This is a genomic window from Peterkaempfera podocarpi, assembly GCF_042466665.1.
GTDB lineage: Bacteria > Actinomycetota > Actinomycetes > Streptomycetales > Streptomycetaceae > Peterkaempfera > Peterkaempfera podocarpi.
The window spans coordinates 1,714,073-1,732,501 of record NZ_CP162102.1 but is presented as its reverse complement, the minus strand read 5'-3'; the positions used below and the strand labels follow the sequence as shown (position 1 = coordinate 1,732,501).

Here is an 18,429-nt window from a genome sequence, read left to right as displayed (position 1 = left end):
CGCCGGGTCACCGTTTGACCCGGCGGCGCGCGGCCAGCGCCGCGACGGTGAGCAGCGCGGGCTCGACGCAGCGCGAGACCCGCTCGATCCACCCGCCGGCGTCGGTGAGCTGCTCGCTGCTCGCCCGGAAGGCCACCGAGTCCAGCACCACCCGGCCGGCCGTGCCCGCCCGCCCGGCCGTCCATCGGTCGCCGAGCCGCGTCGGCAGCCGCAGGTCCGGCGGGCCCACCTCCAGGGTCAGCCGCCCGCCGGCCGGCGCGGCGGTGCCGGTCACCACCTCGTCCACCGGCTCAACGGGTACGCCCCACATCATCAGCAGCAGCACGGAGACACACGCCCCGACCGCCAGCGCCGCCAGCGCCCGCGAGGCGCGCAGGCCGTAGCCGGAGAACGCCCAGTAGAGATGGAGCAGCCAGCGCTCGCCCCTGGGTGTCCCCGGGTCGTGCCGCCGGGCCTCCATCTCGCCGTAGTAGAAGTCGGCGGCTCCGGGTACGTCCTTGCCGTCCTCCAGGGCCTTGCGCAGCTGCCGGTAGATACCGGTCAGGCCCTCCGGTCCGGGGCCGGTCAGCGGTGCGGGGTCCGGGTCCGCGGCCTCCTTCCAGCCCGAGCGGTCCAGCGGCCGTCCCCGGCGGGCCCGCCAGCGGCACTCCTCGGCCAGCACCCGCCGCCGGGTCCAGCGGCGTACGGGCATCAGGGCGCGGCCCCAGTGCCAGCCCGGCGGCGGCGCGGCGAACCGGCAGCGCCCCTCCAGCCGCAGCTGGTCCAGGTGGTAGGCGCCGGCGAAGGAGCACTCCCGCAGGTCCACATCGGTGAGGACCAGCAGCGCCGTGTCCACCCCGCGCAGGCTGGTGACCCGGACTGGGGGCGAGGTGCACTCCGCTGCGCGGATGGCCGGCCGCCGTCCCGAGCCGTCGGGGAGGTCCGGGGGCGGCGGTTCGAGGTCGGGGTCGGGGTCGGGCCGTTCGTACGGCAGGTCATGGCGCGGCCATGGCGCGGGCTGCTCGAAGGGGGCGTCGTGGGTGGTGACCGAGACCGGCCGGCTGAGGACGGCGTCGCCCAGGTCCACCCGGGTGCAGCGCAGTTCCAGCACCGCGGTGGCCTCCAGCCGGGTGCAGCGCAGGCTCATCCGTGCCGCGGCGGCCCGCAGCCGTACCGGGTGGCGCAGCACCGCGCTGTCCAGCGACAGGGTGCCCGCGCAGCGCAGCGGGCCGCTGAACGGTCCGTCGAACTCGGCCCCGGCGAACTCGGCCCCGGCCTCAAAGAGGGTGTCCGTGAAGATCGCCGCACGGGTGAACCGGGTGCCCAGGAAGTGCGCGTCCGCCAGGAACCGGGCCCCGTCGAACTCCGCGTGCCCGCCCGTGAAGGACGCGGCCGCGAACCACGCGGGGCCGCCGCTGAACCGGGCCCCCTTGAAGTCCGCAGGACCACCGCCGAACCGGGCGTCGGAGAACCAGGCCGGACCGCCCTCGAAGCGCACCTCGCAGAACCAGGCGTATCCGCCGCAGAAGTCCGCCCGGACGAACCAGGCGGGCCCGCCGCTGAACCGGGCCCCGTCGAAGACCGCGTCGCCGCCGCCGAACCGGGTGCCGGCGAACCATGCCGCACCGCCGTGGAAGCAGGCCTGCTCGAACCGGGCGGGTCCGCCCGCGAAGCGCGCCCCCGAGAAGTCCACCGGCCCGTCGAAGAGTGCCCCGTCGAACCGTGCGCCCGCGTAGAACCTGGCCGCCTCGAAGACCGCCTCCCCCGGAAGCGCGCCCCGTCCAGCCGGACCGCGGAGGCGAACCGGGCCCGGGTGAAGCGGCAGTCCCCGAGCACCGGCCTGCCCTCGTCGTCCGCCAGGGCGCCCAGCAGTTCCCCGAGCAGCGCCGCGTCGAAGACCACTCCGCGGGCGTCCACCGGGCTGCCCGGCCGCAGTCCGGCCAGCAGGCAGCGGCGTTCGGCGGACGGCAGATGGGCCAGGCACCGTTCGTGGGGTGCGGCCCTCGCCCCGATGCAGCCGGTCAGTGTGCAGGTCCGCCAGGGCACGGCCGGGGTGCGGGAGTGCGTCGTGGTCATGTACATGATATTCCGGTGCGGCCGGGTGTTCCATGCGTGCCCGGCCCGCCCCGGGGACCGGTGGCCGCGCCGGGGCCGCCGTCCGGGACGGACGACCGTCACACCGGGGGCGCGCGCGACGTACGGCCGGAACCGGCCGGTGCCGCCCTGGACAACACCCGCCCCGTTGATCAAGGGTGGACCCATGGAGTACACGCATCTCGGCCGTACCGGACTGTCCGTCTCCCGTCTCTGCCTGGGCACCATGAACTTCGGCCCGCTCACCGAGGAGCCGGACGCCCACCGCATCATGGACGCCGCCCATGAACACGGCGTCAACTTCTTCGACACCGCCAATGTCTACGGATGGGGCGAGAACAAGGGCCGCACCGAGGAGATCATCGGCAACTGGTTCGCCCAGGGCGGGGGCCGCCGCGAACGCACCGTCATCGCCACCAAGCTCTACGGCGACATGGGGGAGTGGCCCAACGACGGCAAGCTCTCCGCGCTCAACATCCGCCGCGCCTGCGACGCCAGCCTGAAGCGCCTGCAGACCGACCACATCGACCTGTACCAGATGCACCACATCGACCGCTCCGCCCCCTGGGAGGAGATCTGGCAGGCGATGGAGGTGCTCACCGCCCAGGGCAAGATCATCTACAGCGGCAGCAGCAACTTCGCCGGCTGGCACATCGCCCGCGCCCAGGAGGCCGCGGCCGCCCGCAACTACCTGGGACTGGTCAGCGAGCAGTCCCTGTACAACCTGATGGAGCGTTCCATCGAGCTGGAGGTCGTCCCCGCCGCCCAGCACTACGGGCTCGGCGTCATCCCCTGGTCGCCGCTGCACGGCGGCCTCCTCGGCGGAGTGCTGCGCAAGGAGCGGGAGGGCCGCCGCCGCACCGAGGGACGGGCCAAGGAGACCCTGGAGAAGCACCGCGACCAGATCGAGGCCTATGAGGACCTCTGCGCCGAACTGGGCCACGAGCCCGGCGACGTCGCCCTGGCCTGGCTGCTCAGCCGACCCGCCGTCACCGCGCCCATCGTCGGCCCCCGCACGCTGGACCAGTTCCACGCGGCCCTGCGCGCCCTGGACGTCGAACTCGACGCCAAGACCCTGGACCGGCTGGACGAGATCTTCCCCGGCCGCCGCACCGCCCCGGAGGACTACGCCTGGTAGTTCCGCCGGGCGGGCGGCCGCGCACCGCCGGTGCGCCGGCGTCCGCACCGCCCGCTGCACCGCCAGGGCCCGTCCGGCAGGCCGACCGCCTGCCGGACGGGCCCCGGATGCGGCACGACATACTGAACCCATGGCCGTGCAGATCAACCCGAGCATCCTCTCCGCAGACTTCGCCCGCCTCGCCGACGAGGCGGAGGCGGTCCGCGGCGCCGACTGGCTCCATGTCGACGTCATGGACAACCACTTCGTGCCCAACCTCACCCTGGGCGTCCCGGTGGTGGAGTCCCTGCGCAAGGCGACCGACATCCCCCTCGACTGCCATCTGATGATCGAGGACCCCGACCGCTGGGCCCCGCAGTACGTGGAGGCCGGCGCCGGCTCGGTCACCTTCCATGTCGAGGCTGCCGCCGCGCCCGTACGGCTCGCCCGGGAGATCCGCGCCAAGGGCGCCCGTGCCTCCATGGCGCTCAGGCCGGCCACCCCGATCGAGCCCTATGAGGACCTGCTCCCCGAACTGGACATGATCCTCATCATGACCGTGGAGCCCGGCTTCGGCGGCCAGGCGTTCCTGGACGTCATGCTGCCCAAGATCCGCCGTACCCGGAAGCTGATCGACCGCCATGGACTGCAGATGTGGCTCCAGGTCGACGGGGGCGTCTCCACCGCGACCATCGAGCGCTGCGCCGAGGCCGGCGCCGATGTCTTCGTGGCCGGCTCCGCGGTCTACGGGGCCGCGGATCCGGCCGAGGCCGTCCGCGCGCTGCGCAAGCAGGCCACCGCCGCCTGTGCCCACTGACGGCGGGCGGTTAGGAGGATCGCACAAGCGGCCGCCCGCCCTGCGGGCGGCCGCTCTGTGCTTCGTCCGGACATGGCCGGGGGATTGGCGCCGCCCGCTGTCGTACCGGAAGATGGATGGTCGGGTGCGGGGCGCCCGAGTGCGCCGCGCCGCGCCCGAGGTGTACCCCCAACCCAGCCGGAGAGCTCCTTTCCATGCGCTTCCTGAACGACATCAAGCCGGCCTACGACCTCACGTACGATGACGTGTTCATGGTCCCCAGCCGCTCGGCTGTGGGTTCCCGGCAGGGCGTCGACCTGTCCAGCCACGACGGCACCGGGACGACCATTCCGCTGGTCGTCGCCAATATGACCGCCGTCGCCGGCCGCCGGATGGCCGAGACCGTCGCCCGCCGCGGCGGGCTGGTCGCCATCCCGCAGGACATCCCCATCGAGGTGGTCTCCGAGGTCATCGCCTGGGTCAAGCAGCGCCACCTCGTCTATGACACCGCTCTCACCCTGCCGCCCACCGCGACCGTGGCCGAAGCGCTGTCGCTGCTGCCCAAGCGTGCCCACGGCGCCCTGGTCGTGGTCCAGGACGGCCGTCCGGTCGGTGTGGTCGCCGACTCCGACTGCCAGGGGGTCGACCGCTTCACCCAGGTCGCCGAGGTGATGTCCCGCGATCTGCTGCTGCTGGAGGACGGCATCGACGCGCGCGCCGCCTTCGACCGGCTCAGCGACGCCCACCGCAAGCTGGCCCCCGTCGTCGGCCCCGACGGCCGCCTGGTGGGTCTGCTGACCCGCCGCAACGCGCTGCGTGCCACCCTCTACACCCCCGCCCTGGACGACTCCGGGCGGCTGCGGATCGCCGCCACCGTCGGTATCAACGGCGATGTCGCCGGCCGTGCCAAGGCGCTGCTTGAGGCCGGTGCCGATGTGCTGGTGGTGGACACCGCGCACGGCCACCAGGAGTCGATGATCACCGCCCTGCGCGCGGTCCGCGGCCTGGACCCGCAGGTCCCCGTGGTGGCGGGCAACGTGGTCTCCGCCGCGGGCGTGCGGGACCTGGTGGAGGCCGGCGCCGACATCCTCAAGGTCGGGGTGGGCCCCGGTGCCATGTGCACCACCCGGATGATGACCGGGGTCGGCCGGCCGCAGTTCTCCGCGGTGCTGGAGTGCGCCGCCGAGGCCCGCCGGCTGGGCCGGCACGTCTGGGCCGACGGCGGGGTGCGCCACCCGCGGGACGTCGCCATGGCTCTCGCCGCGGGAGCCTCCAATGTGATGATCGGCTCCTGGTTCGCCGGCACCCATGAGTCGCCCGGCGACCTGCAGACCGCCGCGGACGGGCGGCTGTACAAGGAGAGCTTCGGCATGGCCTCGGCCCGTGCCGTACGCAACCGCACCAGCGAGGAGTCCGCCTACGACCGGGCGCGCAAGGCGCTGTTCGAGGAGGGCATCTCCACCTCGCGGATGTTCATCGACCCGGCCCGCCCCGGAGTCGAGGACCTCATCGACTCCATCGTCGCGGGCATCCGCTCCTCCTGCACCTACGCGGGTGCGGCCTCGCTGGAGGAGTTCCACCAGAAGGCCATCGTGGGCATCCAGAGCGCGGCCGGCTACGCCGAGGGCAAGCCGCTGCACTCCAGCTGGGTCTGACGGCCGCCCGCCGGGGCGGGCGGCAGGGCGGGAGGACCGCCCGTGCCGCCGCCCCGCAGCGGCGCCAGCAGCAGCCCGGCGACCGCCCCCGCCGACTCGTCCAGGGTCGCCGCCAGCGCCTGGTAGGCCGGGTGCAGCGGATGGACCGCCCACAACGCCAGCACGCTCGCCCAGGCGGCGGCACGGGCCCGGGCGACGCTCCATGTCGCCGCCAGGTGGACCAGCGGATCGGCGGCGTCCAGCAGGTCCGGGCCGGGCAGCAGCTGTTCCCGGACGGTGGCCTCGGCATCCGCGAGCACCCCGTCGACCCGGTCGTAGTCGGATGCCAGGGCCTGGGGCGCAAGGCCCCGGCGGCGGCAGGTCTCCACCACCGCCAGCGGCAGATCGTGCTCGATGTGGGCAGCCATTCCGGCCAGGGCGAACTGCAGCGGATGGACGCCCGGGTCGCGGCGCCGGGCGAACAGCGGGCGCCAGCACGCAGGGACGCGCCGCCCCGCCAGGTCCGCGTCGACCGCGGCGAGGTAGCGGCCCGCGAAGACCGTGTCCAGCTCGGCCACCGCCTCCGGGTCGCCGAAGCAGGGGCCGGCCAGCCGCCCGCTGATCTCCTCGGTGACCGCCAGGTACGCGGTGGTGAAGACCGCCACCCCGTCCCGGGGCGGCAGCCGCAGCTCCAGCGCCCGCAGCCGCTCCAGCACCTCGTCGACCTGCTCCGTCACCGTCACAGCCTCCCGCCCCCGTCCCGCGGCGGGCCGCCGCCACGCAGCCTCCGCGGCCGCTGCTCACCCGCAGGGACCCGTGTGCGCCGGACATCTCCCGGTGCTGCGGGGGCCGGGGCCGGGGGCGCCGAGGGACGGTGCACCCCGTGGGGGTGCGGTGCGGGGTGGAATGCGCGGGCGGCGCTATGCGGGCATTTCAGGTAGTTTCGGCCGAGAGGTCCGGCGCAGGTGTAATCGAGCCCACGTCGGGCATCCGCGCCCTGGAACGACCATGCCTACCAGCACAGCGTGTCCCGGCCCCCGGGACGCCGGAACGGACGGCTATGAGCAGCGGGTTCATGGGTCCGGAGGGCTTCGGTCCGGACCCGTTCGGAGAGTTCCTCGCACGCTTCTTCGGCGGTGGGACCGGCTCGTCCCAGGCCGGTCCGCGGCGGATCGACATCGGCCGGCTGATGAGCGAGCCGACCCGCAACCTGGTGGCGGGTGCGGCCGCGTACGCCGCCGAGCACGGCAGTACCGACCTGGACACCGAGCATCTGCTGCGGGCGGCCCTGGCCGTGGAGCCGACGCGGAACATGGTGGCGCAGGCCGGCGCCGACCCGGATGCGCTGGCGGCGCAGATCGACCAGCAGGCAGGGGACACCCTGCTCCAGGAGGCCGACCGGCCCCAGCTGAACTCACTGGCCGTGACCCCGGCCGTGAAGCGGGCACTGCTGGACGCCCATGAGCTGGCGCGGGCGACGGGCGCCTCCTACATCGGCCCCGAGCACGTCCTGGCGGCCCTGGCCGCCAACGGCGACTCCGCGGCCGGCCACATCCTCAGTGCGGCCCACTTCGACCCCAACGCGATGTCGCAGAGCCAGCCCCGTCCGGCGCCGCCCGGCACCGAGCACCGGCCCCCGCCCCAGAGCAGCACGCCCAACCTGGACAAGTTCGGCCGCGACCTCACCGAACTGGCCCGCGAGGACCGGATCGACCCGGTGATCGGGCGCGACCAGGAGATCGAGCAGACCGTGGAGGTCCTCTCCCGGCGGGGCAAGAACAACCCGGTGCTGATCGGAGACGCGGGCGTCGGCAAGACGGCCATCGTGGAGGGCCTCGCCCAGCGGATCGCCGACGGTGAGGTCCCCGACACCCTGCTGGGGCGGCGGGTGATCCAGCTGGACATCCCCGGAGTGGTCGCGGGCACCCGTTTCCGCGGCGACTTCGAGGAGCGGATGAACGGCATCATCGACGAGATCCGCAGCCACTCGGACGAGCTGGTGGTCTTCATCGACGAGCTGCACACCGTGGTCGGCGCCGGCAGCGGTGCCGAGGGCGGCGGCATGGACGCGGGCAATATGCTCAAGCCCGCGCTGGCCCGGGGGGAGCTCCATGTCATCGGAGCCACCACGCTGGAGGAGTACCGCCGCTACATCGAGAAGGACGCCGCCCTCGCCCGCCGGTTCCAGCCGGTGCTCGTCCCCGAGCCGACCCCCGAGGACGCCCTGCAGATCCTGCGCGGCCTGCGCGACCGCTACGAGGCCCACCACCAGGTCCGCTACACCGACGAGGCGCTGCTGGCCGCGGTGGAGCTCTCCGACCGCTACATCACCGAGCGCTTCCTGCCGGACAAGGCCATCGACCTGATGGACCAGGCCGGTGCCCGGGTACGGCTGCGGTCCTGCACCAAGACCACCGATGTGCGGGCGCTGGAGCGCGAGTGCGAGCAGCTGACCCGGGACAAGGACCAGGCGGTCGCCGCCGAGCAGTACGAGCGCGCCACCGAGCTGAGGGACCGCGTCAGCCAGCTCACCGCGCGGATCGACGGGATCCGCAACAGGCCCAAGGAGAGCCAGGTCCACGACCGGGTCTCCAAGGTCACCGGCGAGGACATCGCGGACATCGTCTCCAAGCAGACCGGGATCCCGGTCAGCAGCCTCACCCAGGAGGAGAAGGAGCGCCTGCTGGGCCTGGAGGCGCATCTGCACCAGCGGGTCATCGGCCAGGACGAGGCGGTCACCGCCGTCTCCGAAGCGGTGCTGCGCTCCCGGGCGGGTATGGCCGACCCCCATCGGCCGATCGGCTCCTTCCTGTTCCTCGGCCCGACCGGTGTCGGCAAGACCGAGCTGGCGCGGGCCCTGGCCGAGGCGCTGTTCGGCAGCGACGACCGGATGGTCCGGCTGGACATGAGCGAGTTCCAGGAGAAGCACACCGTCAGCCGGCTGGTCGGGGCGCCGCCCGGCTATGTCGGACACGAGGAAGCCGGGCAGCTCACCGAGGCGGTCCGCCGCCACCCGTACTCGCTGCTGCTGCTGGACGAGGTGGAGAAGGCGCACCCCGATGTCTTCAACGTGCTGCTGCAGGTCCTGGACGACGGCCGGCTCACCGACTCCCAGGGCCGCACCGTGGACTTCAAGAACACGGTGATCGTGATGACCAGCAACCTCGGCTCCGATGCGATCGCGGGCCGCGGCTCGGTGCTGGGCTTCGGTGCCACCGATGCGTCGTTCGACGAGGAGGCCAGGCGGGAGCGGGTGCTGCGTCCGCTGCGCGACCACTTCCGCCCGGAGTTCCTCAACCGGATCGATGAGATCGTCATCTTCCAGCGGCTCGCCGAGGACCAGTTGCGGCAGATCACCGACCTGCTGCTGGAGGAGACCCGCCGCCGGCTGCGCGCCCAGGACGTGGCCATCGAGTTCGCCCCGGAGGCAGTCGACTGGCTGGCCCGGCGCGGGCACCAGCCGGAGTACGGCGCACGGCCGCTGCGCCGGACCATCCAGCGGGAGATCGACAACCGGCTCTCGAGGCTGCTGCTGGACGGCAAGCTGACGGCCGGGGACCGGGTCCGGGTGGGCGTCGACGCAGGCGAGCTCACCTTTGAAGCGGCCCGGGCGCCCTCTGGCGCCTTCTGAGCCGTCTCCACCCGGCGCGGTTCCCGTGTCGGGGGCTGCACCGGGGGTACCGGCCGGCCGACGCCGATGGCGGCGGCCGGCCGGTACCCGTCGTGGTGCGGGTCAGCCGGCCGAGCCGGACCCCTCGCGGGCGGCGCGCCAGGAGGGGCTGTCGACGAAGTGGTTGTCGAACCGCTCCTGGGCCGCCAGCAGGTCCTCCACGGTGGCCTCGCCGGTGCGGAGCCGGGCCAGCAGCCGGAAGTACTCGAACCGTTCGACCCCCGGTGTGATGACGATCAGCAGATCGCAGGTCGAGCCGGGGGGCGCGGCGAAGGCATGGTCCATCCGTGGCGGCACTACGGCCAGGTCGCCCTGATGGGCCGTCACCACCTCGTTGCCGCTGAGGATCTGCACCGAGCCGTCGATGACGAAGAACAGCTCGCTGGAGCCGTTGTGGTGGTGCGGTGTGGCCCCGTCGGCGCCGCGGGCCAGGGTGATGCGCTGGGTGCTGAGTGCGCCGCCGGTGGCGCCGGCGTCCGCCAGCAGGCGGATGGCCGCCGGTGTGTCGGCGTCGCCCAGGACCTCGGCCTCGTCGGACCGCACCAGGACGGCGCGGCCGTCGGCGTCGGACCCGTTCGGCAGGATGATCGTCATCGATGGCTCCCCGTGAGCGTTCCAAGGCAAGAGAATTGATTGCCCGTCAAACAGTACTGCGTCTAACTATCTTGCGTCCAATAGAATCCGGATGTGGACAGCGACGAGATCGACGCCATAGTCGGGCAGTGGCGGCAGGAGCGGCCCGATCTGGACCTCCCCGCGATGGGCCTCTTCGGACGCATGGGCCGGCTGATGCTGCTGCTGGAGCCGCAGGTGGAGCAGGTCTTCACCCGCCACGGCCTGCGGCGGGGCGAGTTCGACGTGCTCGCCGCGCTCCGCCGCTCCGGACCGCCGTACACCCTGATCCCCTCGGAGCTGGCGGAGACCCTGATGCTCTCCCGGGCCGGCATGACCAACCGGCTGGACCGGCTGGAGGCGGCCGGCCTGGTCGAGCGGGCGCTCGATCCGGCCGACCGCCGGAGCTTCCGGATCACCCTCACCGGCCAGGGGCTGCAGCTCGCCGACGCCGCCGTCACCGACCATGCCGCCAATCTGACCCGGCTTGCCTCCTGTCTGGGCATGGAGGACGCCGCGCAACTGGACCGGATCCTGCGCACCATGCTGGCCTCCGTGGCCCGGCCGGACCGAAGGGCCCGGGGTTCCGGCTGACCCCCCGGCGCCAGGCCGGGCGGGAGGTGTCCCGGACGAGGTCTACCGCTTGCGGGCGATGCCGCAGTACATGGCCACCTCGGCGTCGGCCGCGTCCGGCGCGGAGCCGTCCGGGCGCCAGTGGTGGACCGGGACCACGCCGGGATCCAGCAGCTGCAGGCCGCCGAAGAGCTGCTCGACCCGGGCCCGGTCGCGGGCCCTGACCGGGATGCCGCGGGCGTTGTACTCACGCACCACCCGCAGGATGGGCTCCGGATCGGGATCCGCGGTCACCATGGACATCGCCAGGAAACTGCCGGGCGCCAGCGGCTCCGTCAGCTGCTCCACGATGTGCCGGGCCTCGGCGTCGTCGGTGACGAACTGCATCACCGCGATCACCGACAGGGCGACCGGGCGGTCGAGATCGAGCGCGCCGGCCAGCTGACGATCCTTCAGAATCCCTGCCGGGTCGCGCATGTCGGCATGGACATAGACGGTCCTGCCCTCCGGCGCCGAGGCGAACAGCGCCCTGGCGTGCACCAGCACCATGGGGTCGTTGTCCACATAGACGACCCTCGACTCGGGGGCCACCGACTGCACGATCTGGTGCAGATTGGGCTCGGTGGGGATGCCGGTCCCGATGTCCAGGAACTGCCGCACTCCCTGCTCGGCGGCGAGATACCGGGCCGCCCGGTGCATAAAGGCCCGGCTCTGCACGGCGGAGGTGCGCAGACTGGGCCAGTCCAGCAGCATCCGCTCGGCGGCCTCCCGGTCGACCGGGAAGTGGTCCTTGCCGCCCAGCAGATAGTCGTAGATCCGCGCCGAGTGCGGTGTGTCGGTGCGCAGATCGACCGGGGGCCCGGCCTGCGTCCCCCCGTCGGGCCTCATCCAGTCCAGCGCGTCCGCCATGGCATCCACCCCGTTCCCCGCGGCAGGCACCGCGGCTCGGGGCGACATGCTAGACAGTGAAGATGACGGGCGGACCCCGCCGATCAGCCGGGAAGCCCGCCGAGACGGCCCTCCAGCAGAACCAGGAACTCGCCCAGCACATCGGCGAGTTCGGCCCTGCGGCCCTCCGGCAGCCCTTCGAGCAGGGCGTTCTCGTAGTCGATCTGGGCCGGCAGCAGCCGGTCCACCAACTCCCGGCCCCGGTCGGTCAGGGAGAGATGGGCGACCCGGCGGTCGCGCGCGTCGGCGCGCCGTGCCACCAGTCCGCGCTCCTCCAACAACCTGACCCGCTTGGTGACGGCGGCCCCGGAGGCGAAGGTCTCCCGGGCCAGCCGGCCGGGGGTGAGCTCACCGCCCACCCGGCGCAGCGCATTGAGGATCTCGTACTCGGGGCGGCTGAGGCTCTCGCGGCCCAGCGGGGCGTCGGCCACCTGCTGGAGCAGCGCGGCGCAGCGGTTGAGCCGCCCGATGACCGCGACCGGGGTCAGATCGAGGCCCGGGTAGAGCGACTGCCACTGGCGCAGCACCACCGCGACGGCGTCCTCCACGTGGGCTCTCCCCTCTCCGTGCTGCTCCGCGAGCCGCCGCGGCACGCTGGGCGACGATGGTACCCGGATCCTTGTGCGACACCCCGGGCCCACGACAGCGACGGCCCACTCAGTGGACGCCGCCGCCGTGGAGCGGTGCGATGCGGTCGCGGTCGGCGCTGCGGGGGTGGCGGAGCAGCTCGGCCAGCAGCTGGTGCCCCTGCCGTTCGGCGTCGGCGATCCGCTGCAGCGGCAGAGCCCCCGTCCACCATTCGCCGGCGGCGGTGTCGACCGCCTCCCTGAGGTCGACCAGGGCGGCGCCCAGCTGGTCGCGGGCCGAGACGGCGGCAGCCGCCGGGCTGCCCGCCGCCAGCACCTCCTCGGCGCCGGACAGGGCGCCCGCCACCCGCTGCAGTGCGGACTCCACCTGGCCGCCGAGCCGCCGGTTGACCACCAGCGCGCAGGCCAGCAGTCCCGCGGCGGCGCCCAGTACGGTGTCCAGCCAGCGGTCGGCGATCAGCTGTCCGGCGGGCTGCAGCCCGGCGAACTCCGTCATCAGCAGCGCCATCGGGGTGAGGAAGACATTCCCCAGCCAGTAGTTGCGGGCCACGGTCGCCTCGGTGGCGAACTGGCAGAGCAGTGCCACCAGCACCACCGCCGCCGGTCCGGTGTGCAACAGCGGTACCAGCGCGGTGAACAGCAGCAGCCCGAGCAGGCTGCCGGTCACCCGCTGAAGGCCGCGCCGCCAGGAGAGCAGGCTGTTCGCCTGGAAGAGCGATGCCGCGGTCACCACGGCCCAGTACGGGCGCCCGACCCCGGCCGCCATCGACAGCCAGCCGGCCAGTGCGGTGCCGACGGCCACCCGGACACCGATCGGCAGCAGCGGGGAGCGTCCGTGCAGCGCCTGCCGCAGTGCGCCCCGGCCGGTCTGCGCCCCGGTGGCGCGGTGCGGGCGCTGGGCGGCGGCGACAGCCGAACGCTCGGCGGCGATCCCGGCCAGCTCGTCGGCCTCCCCGGCGACGGCGCGTCCCGGGTCCGGGAGTGCCCGGCCGCGCCGCAGGTCGTGTGCCCACTCGGCCAGCCGGCCGGCTTCCGCGCCATGGCGGCCGGGGGCGGCCGCGGCGGACTCCGCACGGACCAGCAGCCGTTCCAGGGCGTCCAGATGGGGCCGGTCGGCCGGGACCAGGAAGAGCGTGCGCCATGCCGCGGTGGCGGTCGCGGTGGCCTCGTGGCGCCCTCGCTGCACCTCGCGGTCGGGTGCGCCCGACTGTGCGGTGCGCAGCAGCCGGGCCGTGCTCTCCAGGGCGCGGGCCACCGCGATCCGCTCCGGTCCGTGCGGGCGCAGCAGGGCGGGGGCCATCCCCACGGCCCAGGCGAAGGCGCCCGCGGCAAGGCCGAGCGTCAGGTGTCCGGGGATGTCGCCGAGCCGCTGCGGGAGGAAGGCGCCGGTGGCCGCCATGAAGGTGAGCACCACCGGTCCCGGCGGGCCCAGCCGGGTGGCGTCGCAGGCCGTCTTGTGGACGGCGGCCAGCAATGCGGCCACCGCGACCCGGATCGCGGTGGAGTCGGTGAGGGCGGAGGTGGTGAGTGCGATGCCCGCGCCCGCCAGCATGCCCAGTACCAGCAGGGCCAGCGTCCTGGCGCGCCGGGCGTAGGGCAGGCCGTGGGTGTAGAGGGCGCACATGGCGCCGAGCGAGGTGTAGTACGCGAGGTCCAGGCGACCGGCCGCCAGCAGCGCCAGCTCGGGGATGCCGACCGCGACCACCACGCTGAGCGCGGGCTTGTGCCACAGGTCGGAGGCGGGGCCGAGACGGAGGACCCCCTTCAGTGGGAGGCGGCGTGCGGTGGCGGAGGGGCGGGCATGGCGCATAGGAAAAGATTAACATATGTTTCACTCGTAAAATACATGGCCGCCCCCACCTTCCGCGAACCTTCCGGGCCCCCGTGAAGAGGAGCAGAGTGGAGGTGTCGGCCATGACATCCGCACCTCCAGGAGGCCGTCATGCGCAAGGTCGCCGACTGCCGGCTGCACCCCAGCGAGTCCGGCTGCACACTCACCATTTCGGGCGAGGAGGACGAGGTCCTGCGGGCCGCGACCGAGCACGCCTGCTCCGTCCACGGCCACACCGACAGCCCTGAGCTGCGGGAACAGCTGCGCGGGATACTCAAGGACGAGCAGAAGCCCATCCCTGCGTGAGCCAGCGCACAACCAAGGGCACTCCCCGGAGCCGCACACGCCATGGCACACTGTGCGAAGTACCAGTGACGTTTGCGCACTCCGGGGTCGGTGAAAGTCCGAACCGGCGGTTACAGTCCGCGACCCGTCCGCCGCCAGCGGTCGGTTGACCAGGTGAAATTCCTGGACCGACGGTTAAAGTCCGGATGGGAGGCAGTGCGCGGCGGACGTCCGGCCGGTACTCGCGCCGTCGGTGCGTCCCCCTGCGGGACCCTCCCGGCCGTGCCCCGGCCTGTCATACGTCCGTGTTCTCTTCCCGAGCCCCGGAGTCCGCGCCCCAAGCGCGAGGAGGACTCCGGTGGCCCCCCACCAGGCCGACAGCCGCATCGCCGAGGCGATGCACCGCGCCGTCGCGCTCGCCGCGCTCGGCCTCGGCCGCACCAGCCCCAACCCCGTCGTCGGGTGTGTCGTCCTCGACGCCCAGGGTGAGATCGCAGGCGAGGGCTACCACCAGCAGGCCGGCGGCCCGCACGCCGAGGTCCACGCCCTGCGTGCGGCCGGCGACCGGGCCCGCGGCGGCACCGCCGTGGTCACCCTGGAACCCTGCAACCACACCGGCCGCACCGGCCCCTGCGCCCAGGCACTGATCGACGCCGGGATCACCCGGGTGTTCCATGCCGTGGCCGACCCCACCGACCAGGCCTCCGGAGGCGCCGCCGCGCTGCGCGCCGCCGGCATCGAGACCCACGGCGGACTGCTCGCCGAGGAGGCCGCCCGCGGCAACGAGGCCTGGCTCACCGCCATGCGCCTGGGCCGCCCCTTTGTGCTCTGGAAGTACGCATCCACCCTCGACGGCCGCACCGCCGCGGCCGACGGCACCAGCCGCTGGATCACCGGTCCGGAGGCCCGCGCCGACGTCCACCGGCTGCGCGCCGAGGTGGACGCCGTACTGGTCGGCTCCGGCACCCTGCGCGCCGACGACCCGCATCTCGCCGTACGCCACGGCGCCGACGCCGGCCGCCAGCCGCTGCGGGTGGTCGCCGACACCGCCGCCACCGTCCCCGCGACCGCGCGGGTGCTGGACGGCACCGCAGCCACCCTGATCGCCGTCGCCCCCGGCGCCGACACCGGCCATCTGGCCGCCGCCGTCGCCGACGGCCGCGCCGAGATCGCCGAGGTGCCCCGCGCCGCCGCCGGCGGCCGCGGGCTGGACCCGCACGCGCTGCTCGCCGCGCTGCACAGCCGAGGGGTTCGCTCGGTGCTGCTGGAGGGCGGCCCCACCCTGGCCGGCGCCTTCTGGGCCGCCGGACTCGTCGACAAGGCCGTGGGCTATCTGGCCCCCGCCCTGCTCGGGGCCGGTCCGGCCGCCCTGCTGGGCGCGGGAATCGGCACCATCGCCGAGGCGTTGCGACTCGACGTCCACGACATCGCCAGGATCGGCGCCGACCTGCGCCTGACCGCCTACCCCCGGAGCACCGCCGCCGCTGCTCCCCGTTTCGTCAACGCGCCTTCCACCGAGGAGAGCTGACTGGTGTTCACCGGAATCGTCGAAGAGCTCGGAGAGGTCGTCTCCGTCGAGGACCTCGGGGACTCCTCCCGGATCCGCCTGCGCGGCCCCGCCGTCACCCGGGGCGCCCGCCACGGCGACTCCATCGCCGTCAACGGCGTCTGCCTGACCGTGGTGGACACCCCCGAGCAACTGGCCGCCGACAGCGGCGAGTTCTCCGCCGACGTGATGGCCGAGACGCTCAACCGCTCCAGCCTCGGCGCCCTCGCCGCCGGCTCCCGGGTCAATCTGGAGCGGGCCATGGCACTCGGCGACCGCCTCGGCGGACACCTGGTGCAGGGCCATGTCGACGGCACCGCCACCCTGCTGTCCCGCAGCCCGGGGGAGCCCGGCGCCGACGGGCGGCCGCAGTGGGAGGTGCTGCGCTTCTCCCTCCCCGCCGGGATCGCCCGCTACCTGGTCGACAAGGGCTCCATCACGGTCGACGGGGTCTCCCTCACCGTGGTCGAGGCCGGCGCCGACTTCTTCACCGTGAGCCTGATCCCCGCCACGCTCGCCCTCACCACGCTCGGGCGCAAGCAGCCCGGCGAACCGGTGAACCTCGAGGTGGACGTGCTCGCCAAGTACGTCGAGCGGCTGCTCGACGCCCGCGCCCTGCCGACGACCGGCCTGCCCGTCCCGCAGCCTCAGGAGAGCCGGCCGTGAGCGGGCTCAACAGCACCGCCTTCACCGTCTTCGGACAGGGCGTCCTGTGGTCCGACATGATCGGCAACCTGCTCGGCCTGGCCGCCCTGGCGCTCGGCTGGCGCCGCTCGGTGATCAGCTGGCCGGTCCAGCTGCTGTCCGGCGCGGTCCTGGTCGCGGCGTTCCTTCCCGCCCATGTCAGCGGGATGGTCGGCAAGCAGCTGATCGTCATCGTGGTCTCCGCCTGGGGCTGGTTCCAGTGGCTGCGCGGTCGCCGGGCGACCGGTGAGATCGCGGTCCGGTTCGGCAGCACCTGGGAGCGCCTGGGGCTGGTCGCCGGCGCCGCGCTGGGCACCCTCGCGGTCGGCGGCCTGTTCACCGCCTACCCCTCGCTGTCCTGGAGCCCCTGGCAGGACGCCTACATCTTCGTCGGCACCCTGGTCGCGATGGTCGCCCAGGCCCGCGGCCTGGTGGAGTTCTGGTTCGCCTGGATCGCGGTGGACGTCGTCGGAGTGCCGTTGGCCTTCCGCAGCGGCTACACCTTCTCCGCCCTCGTCTACATCGTCTACTTCGTCCTGGTGATCCTGGGCCTGCGCGCCTGGTGGATGAGCACCCGCACCCCCCGGCAGCAGACGCCGACCGTTCTGGAAGGAGCCGTGGCATGACCGCCCTGCAGGAGTTCGCGCACACCCGCCTGCTCGCCTCCGTCGAGGAGGACGACCTCACGCTGGACCCGGTGGAGCGTGCCATCGCCGACATCGCGGCCGGCCGCCCGGTCGTCGTGGTGGACGACGAGAACCGCGAGAACGAGGGCGATCTGGTCTTCGCCGCCGAGCTGGCCACCCCGGAACTGGTCGCCTTCATGATGACCGAGTGCCGCGGCCTGATCTGCGTGCCGATGCGCGGCCCCGACCTGGACCGCCTGGAGCTCGGGCAGATGGTCGAGCAGAACAGCGAGAGCCACGGCACCGCGTTCACCGTCTCGGTCGACGCCATGGAGGGCATCACCACCGGCATCTCCGCCGCCGACCGGGCCCGCACCATCAGGCTGCTGGCCGACCGGTCCTCGGTGCCGGGCGACTTCGCCCGCCCCGGCCATGTCTTCCCGCTGCGCGCCCGCGAGGGCGGTGTGCTCACCCGCCCCGGCCACACCGAGGCCGGACCCGACCTGTGCGAGCTGGCCGGTCTCAGCCCGGCCGCGGTGATCTGCGAGATCGCCCGGCCCGACGGCACCATGGCCCGGCTGCCCGACCTGGTGCCCTTCGCCCGCCGCCACGGCTTCCCGATCATCTCCATCGAGCAGCTGATCGCCCATCGCGTCCGCCTCGAGCGCCAGGCCGAGCGCCTGGCCGAGAACCTGGCCGAGGGCCCGGCCGAGAACCTGGCCGAGGGCCAGGTCGAGCGTGCCGCCGTCACCGGCCTGCCCACCGAGCACGGCACCTTCACCGCCGTCGGCTACCGCAGTGCGCTGGACGGCGCCGAGCACATCGCGCTGGTGGCCGGCGGCCTGGGCGCCGACGGACGGCTGCCCGATGGCGAGGAGGTCCTGGTGCGGGTGCACTCGGAGTGCCTCACCGGCGATGTCTTCGGCTCGCTGCGCTGCGACTGCGGCCCCCAGCTGCAGGCCTCCCTGGACCGGATCGCCGCCGCCGGCCGGGGCGTGGTGCTCTATCTGCGCGGCCACGAGGGCCGCGGCATCGGCCTGGTGCACAAGCTGCGCGCATACCAGCTCCAGGAGTCCGGCCGGGACACCGTCGACGCCAACCTGGACCTCGGCCTGCCCGCCGATGCCCGGGAGTACGGCACCGCCGCGCTGATGCTGGCCGACCTCGGGGTGCACTCGCTGCGGCTGCTCACCAACAACCCGGAGAAGATCTCCGCGCTGAGGGGCCACGGCCTCAGGGTCGCCGGCCGTGAGCCGCTTCCCGTCCAGGCGGGCGAGCACAACCTCCGCTACCTGCTCACCAAGCGGGACCGGATGGGCCACGACCTGCCATGGCTGGACGTCGAGTCCCCCGCCTCACTGACCACACCCGTGGTCGAGCCCCGCGTCGCCGACGGCGCGGCCTGAACCACCCCCACCACCGAGAAGTCCGAACGACCACCGAGAAG

Annotated in this window: 16 protein-coding genes and 1 riboswitch; of the genes, 10 read left to right on the top strand and 6 right to left on the bottom strand. The window is 73.5% G+C overall.

Annotated features, from left to right (window positions below; translation table 11 throughout):
* Positions 1-7 precede the first annotated feature (7 nt).
* The gene (locus tag AB0761_RS07640; RefSeq protein WP_377268208.1) at positions 8-2,089 is read right to left on the bottom strand and encodes a pentapeptide repeat-containing protein; all 2,082 of its coding nucleotides are present in this window, start codon (positions 2,087-2,089) and stop codon (positions 8-10) included.
* A 150-nt stretch (positions 2,090-2,239) separates the two neighbouring features.
* Here AB0761_RS07640 and AB0761_RS07635 point away from each other — a divergent pair, with 150 nt between their 5' ends.
* The 3 genes from AB0761_RS07635 (at position 2,240) to AB0761_RS07625 (ending at position 5,641) form a co-directional block, all read left to right on the top strand.
* On the top strand, positions 2,240-3,211 hold the full coding sequence (locus tag AB0761_RS07635; protein ID WP_377268207.1) for an aldo/keto reductase: 972 nt from the start codon (positions 2,240-2,242) through the stop codon (positions 3,209-3,211).
* 130 nt (positions 3,212-3,341) lie between these two features.
* On the top strand, positions 3,342-4,007 hold the full coding sequence (gene rpe / locus AB0761_RS07630) for a ribulose-phosphate 3-epimerase (protein WP_377268206.1): 666 nt from the start codon (positions 3,342-3,344) through the stop codon (positions 4,005-4,007).
* 194 nt (positions 4,008-4,201) lie between these two features.
* Positions 4,202-5,641, top strand: a complete 1,440-nt coding sequence (locus AB0761_RS07625; RefSeq protein WP_377268205.1) for a GuaB1 family IMP dehydrogenase-related protein — start codon at positions 4,202-4,204, stop codon at positions 5,639-5,641.
* Here AB0761_RS07625 and AB0761_RS07620 read toward each other — a convergent pair.
* Positions 5,602-6,363: a DUF5995 family protein gene (locus tag AB0761_RS07620; RefSeq protein WP_377268204.1), complete on the bottom strand. Its 762-nt coding sequence runs from the start codon at positions 6,361-6,363 to the stop codon at positions 5,602-5,604. The two genes, AB0761_RS07625 and AB0761_RS07620, sit on opposite strands and share 40 nt — an antisense overlap.
* 317 nt (positions 6,364-6,680) lie before the next feature.
* Between AB0761_RS07620 and AB0761_RS07615 the strand changes: the two genes are divergently transcribed.
* A complete protein-coding gene (locus AB0761_RS07615; RefSeq protein ID WP_377268203.1) occupies positions 6,681-9,251 on the top strand; it encodes an ATP-dependent Clp protease ATP-binding subunit in 2,571 nt (856 codons plus the stop codon).
* 102 nt (positions 9,252-9,353) lie between these two features.
* Here AB0761_RS07615 and AB0761_RS07610 read toward each other — a convergent pair whose 3' ends face one another.
* Positions 9,354-9,884, bottom strand: coding sequence for a cupin domain-containing protein (locus AB0761_RS07610; RefSeq protein WP_377268202.1), 531 nt, complete (start codon positions 9,882-9,884; stop codon positions 9,354-9,356).
* A gap of 93 nt (positions 9,885-9,977) precedes the next feature.
* Here AB0761_RS07610 and AB0761_RS07605 point away from each other — a divergent pair, with 93 nt between their 5' ends.
* The gene (locus AB0761_RS07605; protein ID WP_377268201.1) at positions 9,978-10,496 is read left to right on the top strand and encodes a MarR family winged helix-turn-helix transcriptional regulator; all 519 of its coding nucleotides are present in this window, start codon (positions 9,978-9,980) and stop codon (positions 10,494-10,496) included.
* 42 nt (positions 10,497-10,538) lie between these two features.
* On the opposite strand, the gene AB0761_RS07600 is transcribed toward AB0761_RS07605, so the two are convergent.
* The 3 genes from AB0761_RS07600 to AB0761_RS07590 form a co-directional block, all read right to left on the bottom strand.
* Positions 10,539-11,363: an SAM-dependent methyltransferase gene (locus AB0761_RS07600; protein WP_377273966.1), complete on the bottom strand. Its 825-nt coding sequence runs from the start codon at positions 11,361-11,363 to the stop codon at positions 10,539-10,541.
* 104 nt (positions 11,364-11,467) lie between these two features.
* Positions 11,468-11,971 carry a MarR family winged helix-turn-helix transcriptional regulator gene (locus tag AB0761_RS07595; protein ID WP_377268200.1) on the bottom strand — a complete coding sequence of 168 codons (504 nt, stop codon included), beginning with the start codon at positions 11,969-11,971 and terminating at the stop codon, positions 11,468-11,470.
* 109 nt (positions 11,972-12,080) lie between these two features.
* The gene (locus AB0761_RS07590) at positions 12,081-13,820 is read right to left on the bottom strand and encodes an FUSC family protein (protein ID WP_377268199.1); all 1,740 of its coding nucleotides are present in this window, start codon (positions 13,818-13,820) and stop codon (positions 12,081-12,083) included.
* Positions 13,821-13,952: 132 nt separating this feature from the next.
* Here AB0761_RS07590 and AB0761_RS07585 point away from each other — a divergent pair, with 132 nt between their 5' ends.
* From AB0761_RS07585 to AB0761_RS07565, 5 genes are all read left to right on the top strand, one after another.
* Positions 13,953-14,147 (top strand): DUF1059 domain-containing protein, encoded by a 195-nt coding sequence (locus tag AB0761_RS07585; protein WP_377268198.1) that lies wholly within the window; start codon positions 13,953-13,955, stop codon positions 14,145-14,147.
* A gap of 72 nt (positions 14,148-14,219) precedes the next feature.
* Positions 14,220-14,350: riboswitch (FMN riboswitch) on the top strand.
* Positions 14,351-14,523: 173 nt separating this feature from the next.
* On the top strand, positions 14,524-15,654 hold the full coding sequence (gene ribD, locus AB0761_RS07580; RefSeq protein WP_377273965.1) for a bifunctional diaminohydroxyphosphoribosylaminopyrimidine deaminase/5-amino-6-(5-phosphoribosylamino)uracil reductase RibD: 1,131 nt from the start codon (positions 14,524-14,526) through the stop codon (positions 15,652-15,654).
* A 3-nt stretch (positions 15,655-15,657) separates the two neighbouring features.
* On the top strand, positions 15,658-16,338 hold the full coding sequence (locus AB0761_RS07575) for a riboflavin synthase (protein ID WP_377268197.1): 681 nt from the start codon (positions 15,658-15,660) through the stop codon (positions 16,336-16,338).
* A 56-nt stretch (positions 16,339-16,394) separates the two neighbouring features.
* Positions 16,395-16,982, top strand: a complete 588-nt coding sequence (locus AB0761_RS07570) for a nicotinamide riboside transporter PnuC (protein WP_377273964.1) — start codon at positions 16,395-16,397, stop codon at positions 16,980-16,982.
* Positions 16,979-18,388 (top strand): bifunctional 3,4-dihydroxy-2-butanone-4-phosphate synthase/GTP cyclohydrolase II, encoded by a 1,410-nt coding sequence (locus tag AB0761_RS07565; RefSeq protein ID WP_377268196.1) that lies wholly within the window; start codon positions 16,979-16,981, stop codon positions 18,386-18,388. Before AB0761_RS07570 ends, AB0761_RS07565 begins: the two co-directional genes overlap by 4 nt.
* Positions 18,389-18,429 lie beyond the last annotated feature (41 nt).